An 11,693-nucleotide genomic window follows, 5' to 3' on the forward strand; every position below is an offset into this window, starting at 1 on the left:
TCAGCTCACCACTCCACTCATCACGCCCACGGGTACGGCGATGAAACCGCAGGTCAACAGCGCGGCCAGCGTGTTCGCGGCCATCTTCAGGGCCTTGTCGCGGCGGGGCCGCCCCGCGCCGAGGGTCTGGGCGGCGCTCCAGAAGCCGTGCCGGACGTGCAGACCGAGGGCGAGCATCGCCGTGATGTAGATGGTGTTGCCGTACCAGGTGGAGAAGGTCGCCACCACGTTCTGGTACGGATGGCCGGGCTCGGCCCGCTCGTTCACCGTGAGCGTCGTGAGGTCCAGGATGTGCCAGACGATGAACAGCGCGAGGATCACCCCGCCCCAGCGCATGGTGCGGGTGGCATAGCTCGCCCGCCGCCGCTGATGGGCGTAGCCGCGCGGCCGGGCCGCCAGATCCCGGCGGCTGAGCTGGGCCGCGGCCACCGCGTGCAGCACCACGGCGGTCAGCAGCGCCACCCGGGCGAGCCACAGGAACCACTCGTGCGGGAGGAACGGCTCGCCGAGGGTGCGCAGCCAGTGGGCGTAGCCGTTGAGATCGTCGGGCCCGAAGAAGACCTTCAGGTTGGCGAACATATGGGCCACCAGATAGGCCAGCATGATCAGCCCGGTGACGGCCATCACCGCCTTCTTGCCGACGGTCGAGTGCCAGAGGGAGCCGATGGAGGACGTCTTCCGAGGCGTCTTCCGCGACGTCTTCCGAGATGGCTCGCCCGGGGGCCTTCGCTGGTGGCCGGGCCGGTTGTGGTCCGCGTCCGTGCGTGTCGCCAGTGCCATGCCCTTGACGCTAAGCAGCCCTTGGCGATTCGTCCAAGACATGATATGGCTGGTTTCCATAGCCAGCAGCTATCATCGCTGCGTGCGACTCCAGCAGCTCCGCTATTTCGCCACCGTCGCGGACACCCGCCACTTCACCCGCGCCGCCGAGCTTCTCCATGTCGCCCAGCCCTCGCTGTCCCAGCAGATCAGAACGCTGGAACGGGAGCTGGGGGCCGAACTGTTCCACCGCGCCCGCGGCAACATCGCGCTCACCGACGCGGGGGAGGCGCTGCTGCCGCTGGCCCGCCAGATCCTCGCCGACACCGAGACCGCACACCGCGAGGTGCAGGAGGTCGCCCAGCTCCGGCGGGGCCGGGTACGGCTCGGCGCCCCGCCCAGCCTGTGCGCCAGCCTCGTCCCCGACGTGCTGCGCCACTTCCACGACGCGTTCCCGGGGATCGAACTGTTCGTGGACGAGGGCGGGTCGCAGGACCTGGTGCGCAGCCTCGCCGCCGGGGAGCTGGACCTCGCCCTGATCATCGCCCCGCTGGCGGGCCAGGCCCCCGCGCTGGCCGCCACCGAGCTGCTCCGCGAGGAGCTGGTGGTGGCCTCCTCGCCCGCCTCCCCACCGCCCACCCGACGCCGCCGGATCCGGGTGGAGGATCTCCGGGACCAGCCCCTGGCGATGTTCCGGCGCGGCTACGACCTGCGGGAATTCACCACGGCGGCCTGCCGGGCGGCCGGGTTCGAGCCCACCTTCTCCGTCGAGGGCGGCGAGATGGACGCGGTGCTCGGCTTCGTCCGCGCCGGGCTCGGGATCGCCGTCCTGCCGGGGATGGTGGCCGAGCGTTCCGGGCTGCGGATCACCCCGTTCGCGGGCCACCGGATGCGGCGCACCATCGCGGTGGCCCACCGCAAGGACGTGGCCCCGCCCCGCGCCGCCCGCGAGCTCCGACGAGTACTGCTGGAGCACCTGCGCACGGCGGGGGCGGGGGAGGGCGAAGGCCTGCCCCCGAGCACGACGCTGCTGTCGCCGGGGCCGGAGGGGCCGGAGGGGCCGCAGGGGTAGCCGGGCGGTGCGGCGCGGGGGCGCGCGGCGCGGTCCCGTACGGCGGCACGTCGGCCGGGTACGCCGCGCCGCACGGGTGGTCCGCGGGTCAGCCCCAGACGGCCTCGGCCAGCCCCGCGCCCGCGAACGCGGCGCCCACCCCCGCCGCCACGCTCCCCGCCACATTGGCGGCGGCGAACAGCCAGGCGCCGTCCTCGGCCAGCCGCAGCGTCTCGTACGAGAAGGTCGAGTACGTCGTCAGCGCCCCGCACAGCCCGGTGCCCAGCAGCAGTTGGAGCTGCGACGAGGCGGCCCCGGCCGCCGCCGCGCCGGTCAGCAGCCCCAGCACCAGACAGCCCATGACGTTCACCGTGAACGTGCCCCACGGGAACATCGCGTCGTGCCGGGACTGCACCGCACGGTCGGTCAGATAGCGCAGCGGGGCACCCGCCATCCCGCCGACGATCACCAGCAGCCAGTTCACCGGGCCCGCCCCGGGCGGCCGACGATCTCGACCGGGTCCACGACCATCAGGGCGTCGCCCACGATGTCCTCCAGACCGGGCAGGAAGGACCGCACCCGTTCCTCCGTATCGATGATCACCACGGCCATGGGCAGATCCTCGCCGAGCGACAGCAGCCGCGAGGTGTGCACCATCGACGAGGAGCCGTAGCCCTCCACCCCGCGGAACACACTCGCCCCCGCGAGCCCCGCGCGGTGGGCACGGTGCACGATCTCGGCGAACAGCGGCCGGTGGTGCCAGGTGTCGCGCTCGCCGACGAAGACGGTCAGCCGCAGCCCGTTGGTCCCCGGCGCGGAGGCGTTCCCCGCACCGGAACCGGCACCCGCACCGGCGGCGCCGGGCGGCGGCCCGGACGGCGTGTTCATCGCGCGCTCCGGCCGTATCCGCCGAGGGCCAGGGCACGACGGGTCGCCATGGCCCCCGCCCAGACGGCAGCCATCGCGGCCAGCAGCGTTCCGGCCAGAGAGAGCAGCCCGGTCGCGGCGCGGCCCTCGCCGAGCAGGCGCTTGAAGTCCACGGCGTACGTCGAGAAGGTGGTGAACCCGCCCAGCACCCCGGTGCCGAAGAACGGCCGGAGCAGCCGGTGCGCGGCCCACACCTCGTCCACCAGCACCAGCAGTACGCCGATGAGGGCGCACCCGACGGTGTTCACCAGCAGTGTCGTCCAGGGGAACGCGGCCGCCGGGGTCGGCCACAGCAGCGACGCGCCGTAGCGCGCGGTGACTCCGATCCCGCCGCCGACCGCGACCGCGGCCACCACCGGCCCCTGACCGTGCCACGCGCCGTGCCCGGTGGGGGCGGGCGCTGCGATGCCGGGGTCGATGGGCTCGTCCGTCACCCCTTGAGACCGTGAGCTGCCCATGGGGCTCAGCGTACGTGCTCACCGGGCACCGGGCCGCCGGGGCTCCGGCGGCTCACGCGACCCCGGCGGCCCCGCGGGGCCTCGGTGGCCCCGGCGCTCAGGCGGGCTCACGGGTTCAGTGGTCGCGGTCCGCCACGATGTCGCACAGCGCGTACAGCACCCGGGTCGCCGGCCCCTTGGGAAGCCCGCCCAGCGCGGCCCGCGCCCGCAGCAGCCGCGCCCGCATCATCGCCTCCGCCTCCGCCGGCGCACCGCCGTCGCGCAGCAGCGCCACGGCCCTCGGGACCGCCGCGGCGCCCTCCCGCGCGCGCCCGGCGGCCGTGAGCAGCTCCCGCAACTCCTCCGCTCCGGGGCCCTCGTCGGCCAGGGCGAGCAGCACCGGGAGGCTGGCGACGCCGACGGCCAGATCCTTGCCCTGCTCCTTTCCGGAGACCTCGGACGCGGCGGTGATGTCGAGGATGTCGTCGGCGATCTGGAAGGCGGTGCCGAGGTGTTCGCCGTATTCCGCGAGCGCCTGCACCGTGTCGTCGCGCGCGCCCGTGCGTATCGCACCGCTCTGCAACGCCATCGCGATCAGGGCGGCGGACTTCCCCGCGACCACCGCGAAGTAGTGCGAGAGCGCGTCCTCACCGGCCGAGACGCCCGTCAGCTCCCGTATCTGCCCGGTCACCAGCCGGTTGGTGACCTTGGCCTGGAGCCGCAGGATCTCCGGGCCGAGCTCCGCCGCGAGCCGGGCGGCCTTCGCCAGCAGCCAGTTGCCCGCCAGTACGGCCACGGAGTTGCCCCACAGCGCGTTGGCGCTCGGCGCCCCGCGCCGGGTGCGGGCCTGGTCCATGACGTCGTCGTGGTAGAGCGAGGCGACGTGCACCAGCTCGGCGAGCGCGGCGGCGTCCACGGCGGTGCGGGGATCCCGCTCCCCGAACTCCGCGCCGACCAGGGTCAGCAGCGGGCGCAGCCGCTTCCCGCCGGTGCCGATGAGATGCCCGACGATCCGGGCGACATACGGGTCCGGCGCCTCGGCGGCGAACCCCCGCAGCCGCTCCTCGGACGCGTCCAGACCCTGCTGGAGGCGGGCGGTGAGGGCGGGTTCGCGGGCGGCCAGCTCCCCGGCCAGGGAACCACCGCGCACGGTGTGGGCGAACGACGCGACCATGCCGCGGACGCTAAGCGAGGAATGCGCCTGAATCGCGGGGTGTGTCAGGAAGGTGCCACGGGCGGGCGCGGTGCGGTGCGCCGCGCCGGGGACGGAGCGGGCGCACACCACCCGCCCCGCCGGCCTCCTGACACCTTCCTGGCAGCTTCCCGCGTCCCGTCGTGGCCCGCCGCGGCCGGTGCCGAGGATGGGGATCGAAGCGAGGGATCGTCCGAGGCGGGCAGAGGCGGGGTACGGGCACATGGGGGCTGCGACAGCGTTACGTCGTCACGGCGCCGCGGGACCGCGGTGAAGGTGGCTCAGCTCGCCCTCGTCGTCCTCGTCATGAGCGGCTTCATGACCGTCTTCGTGGTGAGCGCGCGGCGGATGCTCGGGCTCCACATCGGGTTCATCCGGGCGCTGTTCGCCGGGCTGGTGAGCCTGGCCGGGCTCGGGGTCTTCAACCTGGTGATGCAGCGGCCCGAGCAGCAGGGCATTCTCACCGGGGTGCAGTTCGGCTCCACGCTGCTGGTCACCATGGGCTTCCTGGCCGCCTGGGAGGTGGTGCTGCCGAGCGGGTCCATGGGCTCCCCGGCCGGATGGCCGAGGGCGCTGAAGTCCCGTATCGCCCGCGGCCGCCGCTACTCCCACATCGTCTCCATCGCGGTGCGCCACGGGCTGCGGCCGTATCTGCGCGGACGCTCCGGCGGCTGGGCCCAAGGCCGCTCCGGCGGCGGATCCAAGGGCCCCTCCGGCGGTGGCGCCGCCCGGCTGGCCCGGCCGCTGCGGCTGGCCCTGGAGGAGGGCGGTCCCACCTTCGTCAAACTCGGCCAGATGCTCTCCACCCGGCACGACATGCTGCCGCGCGAGTTCGTGAGCGAGCTGAGCCGACTTCAGTACCAGGTGTCACCCGAACCCTGGCCCGTCGTCGAGGAAGCCCTCGTCGCGGCGTACGGCGTGCCCCTGGAGACGCTGTTCAAGGAGTTCGAGGCGACTCCGATGGCCGCCGCGTCCATCGCCCAGGTGCACGCCGTCTGGCTGCACGACGGCGCCAAGGCCGTCGTCAAGGTGCTGCGCCCCGGCGTCCGTACGGTGGTCGAACGCGACCTGGACATCATCTGCCGACTGGCCGCCATGCTGGAGCGCCGCACCCGCTGGGCCCGCGCCATCGGCATGGTGGAGCTGGCCGAGGGGTTCGCCGCCTCCGTCCACGAGGAGCTGGACTTCCGGGTGGAGGCCGCCAACATCGCCACCGTGCGGGCCGCGTGGGCGCGGCGGCGCCAGGACGACGCCATCCGGCTGCCCACCGTCCACGAGGAGCTGTCCGGCGAATCGGTTCTGGTGCTGGACTGGCTGGCGGGGGAGCCCGTCGGCGGCGCCACCCGGCTGGCCTCCGCGAGTGAGGACGACCGTGCCGGGTGGGCACGTGCCCTGCTGGCCACGCTGCTCGACCAGGTGCTGATCGACGGCGTCTTCCACGCCGATCCGCACCCGGGCAACATCCTGCTGCTGGACGACGGCCGGGTCGCGCTGATCGACTTCGGCTCCGTCGGACGGGTCGACGCCCAGATGCGGGCCGGGCTGAAACTGTTCCTGCTGGCCGTCAACACCGGTGATCCGGCCGCCCTGTGCGATGCGCTGCTCCAGATCGTCGAGCGCCCCGACGAGATCGACGAGCGCGCCCTCGAACGGGCCCTGGGCCGCTTTCTCGCCCGCCACTTCGTCCCCGGCAGCGCCCCCCAGGTGCAGGTGTTCGCGGATCTGTTCCGGCTGGTCGCCGGGTATGGGCTGACGGTGCCGCCGGAGGCCGCGGCCGTCTTCCGGGCGCTGGCCACCCTGGAGGGCACCCTCACCACCGTCTGCCCGGGGTTCACCATGGTGGACGAGGCGCGCCACTTCACCGGCGGACGGCGCGGCGGCCGGGCGGGCGGCCCCTTCGCGCAGCCCTCCGGTCCTTCCTCGTCGATCCCGTCGCCGGAACCGGCCGTACCGGCCGAGCTGCTGGCCGCGTGGGAGCTGCTGCGCCGGCTGCCGCGCCGGCTGGACCGGGTGACCAGCGCGCTGGAGCAGGGACGGCTGGGGGTGGGGGTCCGGCTGTTCGCCGACGCCCGCGACCGCAAGTACGTACGCTCCCTGGTCCACGAGGTGCTGCTCACCTTCATCGCGGCGACCAGCGGGGTGATGTCCGCGATCCTGCTGAGCATCGAGCGCGGACCGGAGGTCGTCCCCGGCACCGGTCTCTTCCAGCTCTTCGGCTACCACCTGCTGGTGATTACCGCGGTGCTGGTGCTGCGGCTGCTCTTCATCATCTCCCGCGAGGACCGGTGAAGGGTGACGGTACGACGGCCGGACGGGCGCGTCCCGACGACGGGGCCCACCACCGCGGCTTACGTTGTGACGCGTGACGGCTGCCGCGAACGCTGACATCCCCCCGACCATGCGCGCCTGGGTGGTCCGCACCCCCGGCCGGATCGACCAGGTGGAGCGGCCGGTGCCCCGGCCCGCCGCCGACGAACTGCTGGTCCGCGTGCGGGCCTGCGGGGTGTGCCGTACCGATCTGCATGTGCGGGACGGCGATCTGCCGCCGCACCGCAGCCCCGTCGTCCCCGGCCACGAGGTGGTCGGCGAGGTGGTCGCGGCGGGCCCGGAGGCCGGGGGACGGCGGCTCGGCACCCTGGTGGGCGTTCCCTGGCTGCGCCGCACCTGCGGCCGCTGCGCGTACTGCCGCCGCGGCCAGGAGAACCTGTGCCCCTCGTCCGAGTACACCGGCTGGGACGCGGACGGGGGCTACGCCGAGTACGTCACCGTCCCGGCCGCGTACGCCTACGACCTGCCCCCCGGATACGCCGACGAGGAGCTGGCCCCGCTGCTGTGCGCCGGGATCATCGGCTATCGCGCCCTGCGCCGGGCCGAACTGCCGCCGGGCGGCCGCCTCGGCATCTACGGCTTCGGCGGCTCCGCGCACCTCACCGCCCAGGTGGCCATCGCCCAGGGCGCGGTCGTCCATGTGCTCACCCGCTCGGCCGAGGCCCGCGCCCTCGCCCTCGACCTCGGCGCCGCCTCCGCGGGCGCCGCCGCCGACCGGCCGCCCGAGCCGCTCGACGCGGCCATTCTGTTCGCGCCGGTGGGCGAGCTGGTGCCGGTGGCCCTGGAGGCGCTCGACAGCGGCGGCACCCTCAGCGTCGCCGGGATCTACCTCTCCGACATCCCGCCGCTGAACTACGAGCGCCATCTCTTCCGTGAACGCACCCTGCGCAGCGTCACGGCCAACACCCGTGAGGACGGCCGGGAGTTCCTGGCCGCGGCGTCGGCCCACCGCATCCGCGCCACCATCACCCCGTACCCCTTCGACCGCGCGGACGCCGCCCTGGACGACCTCGCGGCGGACCGGGTCAACGGCGTCGCGGTCCTGACCATGAGTGACTGATGCGGGCTTGGTGCTGGTGTCGGCGGCGCCAGGTTGACCAGTGCAGGATGTGGCCGCGATCCGGCCGGTGCCAGGGCCGCACCTCGACGCGTGCCCAGTCGTAGATCCGCGGGCCGTGTACTCCCTGGCCGCATGAGCGGGGTTTCCACTTCTGCCGGGGCAGGCCGTCGATCAGGTTGTTGACGGGGGTGGTCGGTCGCCCAGCGGGTCACGACGGTGTCGTGCCGGGTGGTGGCCATGACGTGGAAGACATCGCCTGGCCGGGCAACGGCCCCGCTCCGCGCCGCGGTACCGGCGCTACCCCAGGAACAGCTGGTGACCCCGCTTCACCCCGCACCGGGTCCATTAGGAGGGTCTGTGCCGCGTCTGTGCGGTGCTTCATTCGCTTCGCAGGGCCGGGATGGGGCCCGAAAAACCCCGCGCGCCAACGAAGGCCGGGCGCTACGGTTCGGGGATGTCCGATGATGACGGCCACTCCGGAGGAGATGTCACGTCGGCCTATGACGCGTCGTCGGCGGACATGTTCTGCCCGGGCTCGGTGGATCCGGAGGTCGGCCTGCTGACCGAACTCGCGTCCGCAGCACCGCCGTCCACTGAGTCCCGGAGGCTGCTTGGCCATCGAAGTGAGCGCGTCACGCTCGCCGATGCCGCGCCAACTACAAGAGCGTCCCATTCCGCTACGTCTGACCCGCCGATCCGCGCGACTCCCCGACGTCCGCAAGGGCGGTTAACTACGGCGCAATTGACACCACGGAACCAGGACGCATGACTGTACGTCAACCATGCTGTCTCACTGTGACACTGGGCGCGATACGGTTGTTGTATGGGTCACACAGGATGCGCACCATTCAGGGCGATCCCGACCGGGGCGCGGTGGCTCAAGATGGTCATATCGCCGAAATCCGCGACGAGTTGGCCGCACAGTCTGAGCCATTGTGGCTCTGGACAGCTCTCAGGCAGGAGGTTAGGGTTTATCTGAAACTCTTAAGTTGCATGAATCTCGAGCTGGACTGAGTCGGCTCGGTCTTCATGTGTATTACGGTAATGTCGCCTCAGTGCATCGAGTGGCGCTCGAATGTATTGGTGGCCATCACCTGATCGACGGGGGGAGGACGTTAATTGCTGGGTCCATACGAGGCGCTGGATGACGGCCGTATCCGGTTCCGAGGTAACCGCGTTCATGCGCAGATCGATGACGTGAGGAAGCTTGAGGCGCCGGTCTCGAAATTTCGCAGTCGAGTGCGGGACCTCGCGACGGACAAGGCGTTTGCGAGTATCGCCAAGATCAATCATCGCGTCTTCTCGGCGGCGCATTCTTATTTCGCTGAGCGCGGTGCACTCTTCACTCTTCTCCCTCTCGTCACGCGCATGATCTCGTCACCGGGTGCCGTGTATGGAAAAGAGGCGATCAGTTACACCTCGGATACTTCTCCTGTCACGCTTTCATGGTTCGATCTGCCAGAGCGAGCGTTCCTATCCGAGTCTTCGCAGATCTACCTTGAGTTGGCACTGGCTCAGCCAGGAGTGGATGAGGTGTACAGTGTGTACAACTCCTTCCGCCTGGAGGAGAGCGACTTCTCTCATCTTTCGGAGTTTCATCACATCGAATTCGAGGGAAGGGTCCCGCAGGAAGATAATCTGCGCTGTGCGATCGGGCTGCTCTCGTGTATTTTGAGGGAGCTTCTCGAACATGAGGAGGAGTCCCTCGCCCATTTCCTGTCGGCAGACAAAATGGCCGAGTTGGCGTCACTGACATCACCGTCGGCCTACACTCATCTGACCCTCCGTGAGGCACTTGACCTTCTTCATGAGGACACTGGTGAAGACCGGTTCCGCCACTTCACCACGGAAGGAACATTCGGGAGCTGGGAGGAGATCCGGCTGACGTGGATCTGCGGGGGTCCCGTGACCGTCAGTCGTTTTCCCCTTCTTGAGGTTCCCTTCTACCACGCGGAGATCCGTAACTCCGACCCCAAGACCGCCCACAACGCGGACATCATCTGGCCCGGTTATCGGGAGATAGTCGGCAGTGGTGAACGCATCGGCGGGGCTGATGAACTCGCGGCCAAGGCAGAGATCTTCCAGCTTCCGTCGCAGGACTATGCGCCGTACCTGGAGACCCGGGAGCTCGACGGCTGGCGTCGTAGTTCAGGGTTCGGCCTCGGCTGGGAGCGTTTCCTCCAAGGCGTACTGGAGATGCCGGCGATCTGGGATGTCTGCCATTTCCCGCGAACGCATCTGGCGCTCAAGCCCTGATCATTCATCATGGGCCGTAATCGGTAAGGATTCGGAGAGGGAATACCGTTCATGGTTTTGATCAATGACGAGAGGTTCGAGGAGTTCTTCGAGCCGTACGCGCAGAACGTGGATGGCTTCTATGAGGCCTCGTACTGGCGGCTCAGCGACGAGGTCATACGCGAGCTGATGCGGCGTCATCTGCATGTGAGTCCGGACGACCACATCCTGGACGCCGGTGGGGGCACCGGGCGCTGGGCCCAATGGTGCGCTCGCGAGCTCGGGACGCGCGTGACGGTCGCCGACAGGTCGCGCGCCATGCTGGACCAAGCCGCGAAGAGCCTTGCGAGTGCGGAGGCTGAGCACGTCGCTGGAAGGGTCGAGCTCCTGCACTGCGACATCGAGGACGCTCCGGATCTTCCCAGCGACTCCTTCGACGGTGTTGTCAGCGTCTACAACATGCTGAGCTTCAACACCGATCCCGGCAAAGCGTTCGACACGATGTATCGGGCTCTCAAGCGGGGTAAGCACGGCCTGATCATGGGTCAGGGGCTCGCCAACGCCCTGGCGTCGAAGTTCAACAGGGATCAGGCGTCCGCAGACGAGATCCGCAAGCTCGCTGAGACCTCGATCGTGCAGTGGGCACCGCATGTTCCCCCGCTCCGGGTATTCTCCGCCGCCGACCTCTCCGAGCTGGCGACGCGGGCGGGCTTCGAGGTGCGCGGCGTCTTCGGGGTCACGACTCTCGTGTCTCCCGGGCCGGAGGACTTCACCTACCCCTACGAGGTGATGAGCGACATCTCCGCCACGCTGGACGACCCCGCCCACTTCCAGGTCGCTCTTGAGCAGGAACTCGCCGTGAACGGGATGCCCGGATGGGCCGATCGCGGGGTGAACCTGATGGTCCACGTCTACAAGCCATGACGCGGGGGACCGGCGACGTGGCGATCCGGGCGGCGGAGCCATACAAGTATCTGGCCCAGGTCTACGACCGGTGGACGGCGGAGAACCAGTACGAGGCGTGGTGTGACTTCGTCGAAGAAGAATGGCGGGTCGGTCCCTTCGAGGTCCGTGAGGTTCTCGAACTGTGCTGCGGGACGGGCACCGTCCTGCAGCACCTGGCCGGGCGCGGCTATTCCGTCACCGGTTTGGATCGCTCCCCCAGCATGCTGGAGCGTGCGCGAGAGAAGTTGGGCCCGGAGTGCCCGCTCATCCGAGCCGAGCTTCCCGAGGTGCCCGTTGACGGCTCCTTCGACGCGGTCCTCTGTGTCTTCGACAGCATGAACTACCTGTGCGACGAGGCACACGTGCGGGAGACCATGCGGTCGGTCAGCAGGGTGCTGAAGCCGGGCGGCACCTTCATATTCGACGTCAACTCGCTCCGCAAGCTGCGTGATGTGTTCGGTTCGTCGCACTATGGCGATGACTTGGAGGACTTCGCGTACGTCTGGCGGAACAGGTTCGAACCGGCCACCTCCTGTTGCGACTTTCTGATCACGTTGTTCGCACGCTCGCCGCACGGAACCTATGCCCGGTACGAGGAACGCCACCGGCAGCGTGCCTACGCACAATCCCACCTGGCTTCGCTCGCGAGAAGCGCGGGATTCGACGGCATGGTGATCTATGACGACTACAGCCGGCGGCCGACAGGCCCGGAGACGCTGCGGGAGACCTGGGTCCTCACCAAGGCCGTGGAGGCGTGAG

The 11,693-nt window shown here is 70.2% G+C and carries 12 protein-coding genes and 1 pseudogene; 7 read left to right on the plus strand and 6 right to left on the minus strand.

Features of this window, described 5'->3' with window-relative positions; all coding sequences use genetic code 11:
- Entirely contained in the window at positions 1–780 is a 780-nt protein-coding gene (locus HUT19_RS26730; RefSeq protein WP_176182900.1) for a succinate dehydrogenase cytochrome b subunit, read from the minus strand.
- Between the two features lie 82 nt (positions 781–862).
- Between HUT19_RS26730 and HUT19_RS26735 the strand changes: the two genes are divergently transcribed.
- Positions 863–1,831 (plus strand): LysR family transcriptional regulator, encoded by a 969-nt coding sequence (locus HUT19_RS26735; RefSeq protein ID WP_176182901.1) that lies wholly within the window; start codon positions 863–865, stop codon positions 1,829–1,831.
- Between the two features lie 88 nt (positions 1,832–1,919).
- On the opposite strand, the gene crcB is transcribed toward HUT19_RS26735, so the two are convergent.
- From crcB to HUT19_RS26755, 4 genes are all read right to left on the minus strand, one after another.
- Complete coding sequence (gene crcB, locus HUT19_RS26740) at positions 1,920–2,294, minus strand: fluoride efflux transporter CrcB (protein ID WP_176182902.1); 375 nt, start codon at positions 2,292–2,294, stop codon at positions 1,920–1,922.
- On the minus strand, positions 2,291–2,698 hold the full coding sequence (locus HUT19_RS26745; RefSeq protein WP_176182903.1) for a DUF190 domain-containing protein: 408 nt from the start codon (positions 2,696–2,698) through the stop codon (positions 2,291–2,293). The genes crcB and HUT19_RS26745 overlap by 4 nt, the downstream gene beginning before the upstream one ends.
- A complete protein-coding gene (locus HUT19_RS26750; RefSeq protein WP_176182904.1) occupies positions 2,695–3,195 on the minus strand; it encodes a CrcB family protein in 501 nt (166 codons plus the stop codon). Before HUT19_RS26750 ends, HUT19_RS26745 begins: the two co-directional genes overlap by 4 nt.
- A gap of 115 nt (positions 3,196–3,310) precedes the next feature.
- Positions 3,311–4,348 (minus strand): polyprenyl synthetase family protein, encoded by a 1,038-nt coding sequence (locus tag HUT19_RS26755; RefSeq protein ID WP_176182905.1) that lies wholly within the window; start codon positions 4,346–4,348, stop codon positions 3,311–3,313.
- A 294-nt stretch (positions 4,349–4,642) separates the two neighbouring features.
- On the opposite strand from HUT19_RS26755, the gene HUT19_RS26760 reads away from it, so the two are divergent.
- Both HUT19_RS26760 and HUT19_RS26765 read left to right on the plus strand, forming a co-directional pair.
- Complete coding sequence (locus tag HUT19_RS26760; protein WP_254885805.1) at positions 4,643–6,655, plus strand: AarF/ABC1/UbiB kinase family protein; 2,013 nt, start codon at positions 4,643–4,645, stop codon at positions 6,653–6,655.
- A 109-nt stretch (positions 6,656–6,764) separates the two neighbouring features.
- Positions 6,765–7,754 carry a zinc-binding alcohol dehydrogenase family protein gene (locus tag HUT19_RS26765; RefSeq protein ID WP_176187332.1) on the plus strand — a complete coding sequence of 330 codons (990 nt, stop codon included), beginning with the start codon at positions 6,765–6,767 and terminating at the stop codon, positions 7,752–7,754.
- Between the two features lie 55 nt (positions 7,755–7,809).
- Here HUT19_RS26765 and HUT19_RS26770 read toward each other — a convergent pair.
- Positions 7,810–8,008, minus strand: a pseudogene (locus HUT19_RS26770) (IS701 family transposase); the annotation flags it as partial.
- A 583-nt stretch (positions 8,009–8,591) separates the two neighbouring features.
- Between HUT19_RS26770 and HUT19_RS26775 the strand changes: the two are divergent.
- The 4 genes from HUT19_RS26775 (at position 8,592) to HUT19_RS26790 (ending at position 11,692) form a co-directional block, all read left to right on the plus strand.
- Positions 8,592–8,768 carry a hypothetical protein gene (locus HUT19_RS26775; protein ID WP_176182906.1) on the plus strand — a complete coding sequence of 59 codons (177 nt, stop codon included), beginning with the start codon at positions 8,592–8,594 and terminating at the stop codon, positions 8,766–8,768.
- 105 nt (positions 8,769–8,873) lie between these two features.
- Complete coding sequence (locus HUT19_RS26780; RefSeq protein ID WP_217712286.1) at positions 8,874–10,010, plus strand: amino acid--tRNA ligase-related protein; 1,137 nt, start codon at positions 8,874–8,876, stop codon at positions 10,008–10,010.
- Between the two features lie 51 nt (positions 10,011–10,061).
- Positions 10,062–10,913, plus strand: coding sequence for a class I SAM-dependent methyltransferase (locus HUT19_RS26785; RefSeq protein WP_176182907.1), 852 nt, complete (start codon positions 10,062–10,064; stop codon positions 10,911–10,913).
- A complete protein-coding gene (locus HUT19_RS26790) occupies positions 10,910–11,692 on the plus strand; it encodes a class I SAM-dependent methyltransferase (RefSeq protein ID WP_176182908.1) in 783 nt (260 codons plus the stop codon). Before HUT19_RS26785 ends, HUT19_RS26790 begins: the two co-directional genes overlap by 4 nt.
- Position 11,693 lies beyond the last annotated feature (1 nt).

The sequence above is a fragment of the Streptomyces sp. NA02950 genome, from assembly GCF_013364155.1.
GTDB lineage: Bacteria > Actinomycetota > Actinomycetes > Streptomycetales > Streptomycetaceae > Streptomyces.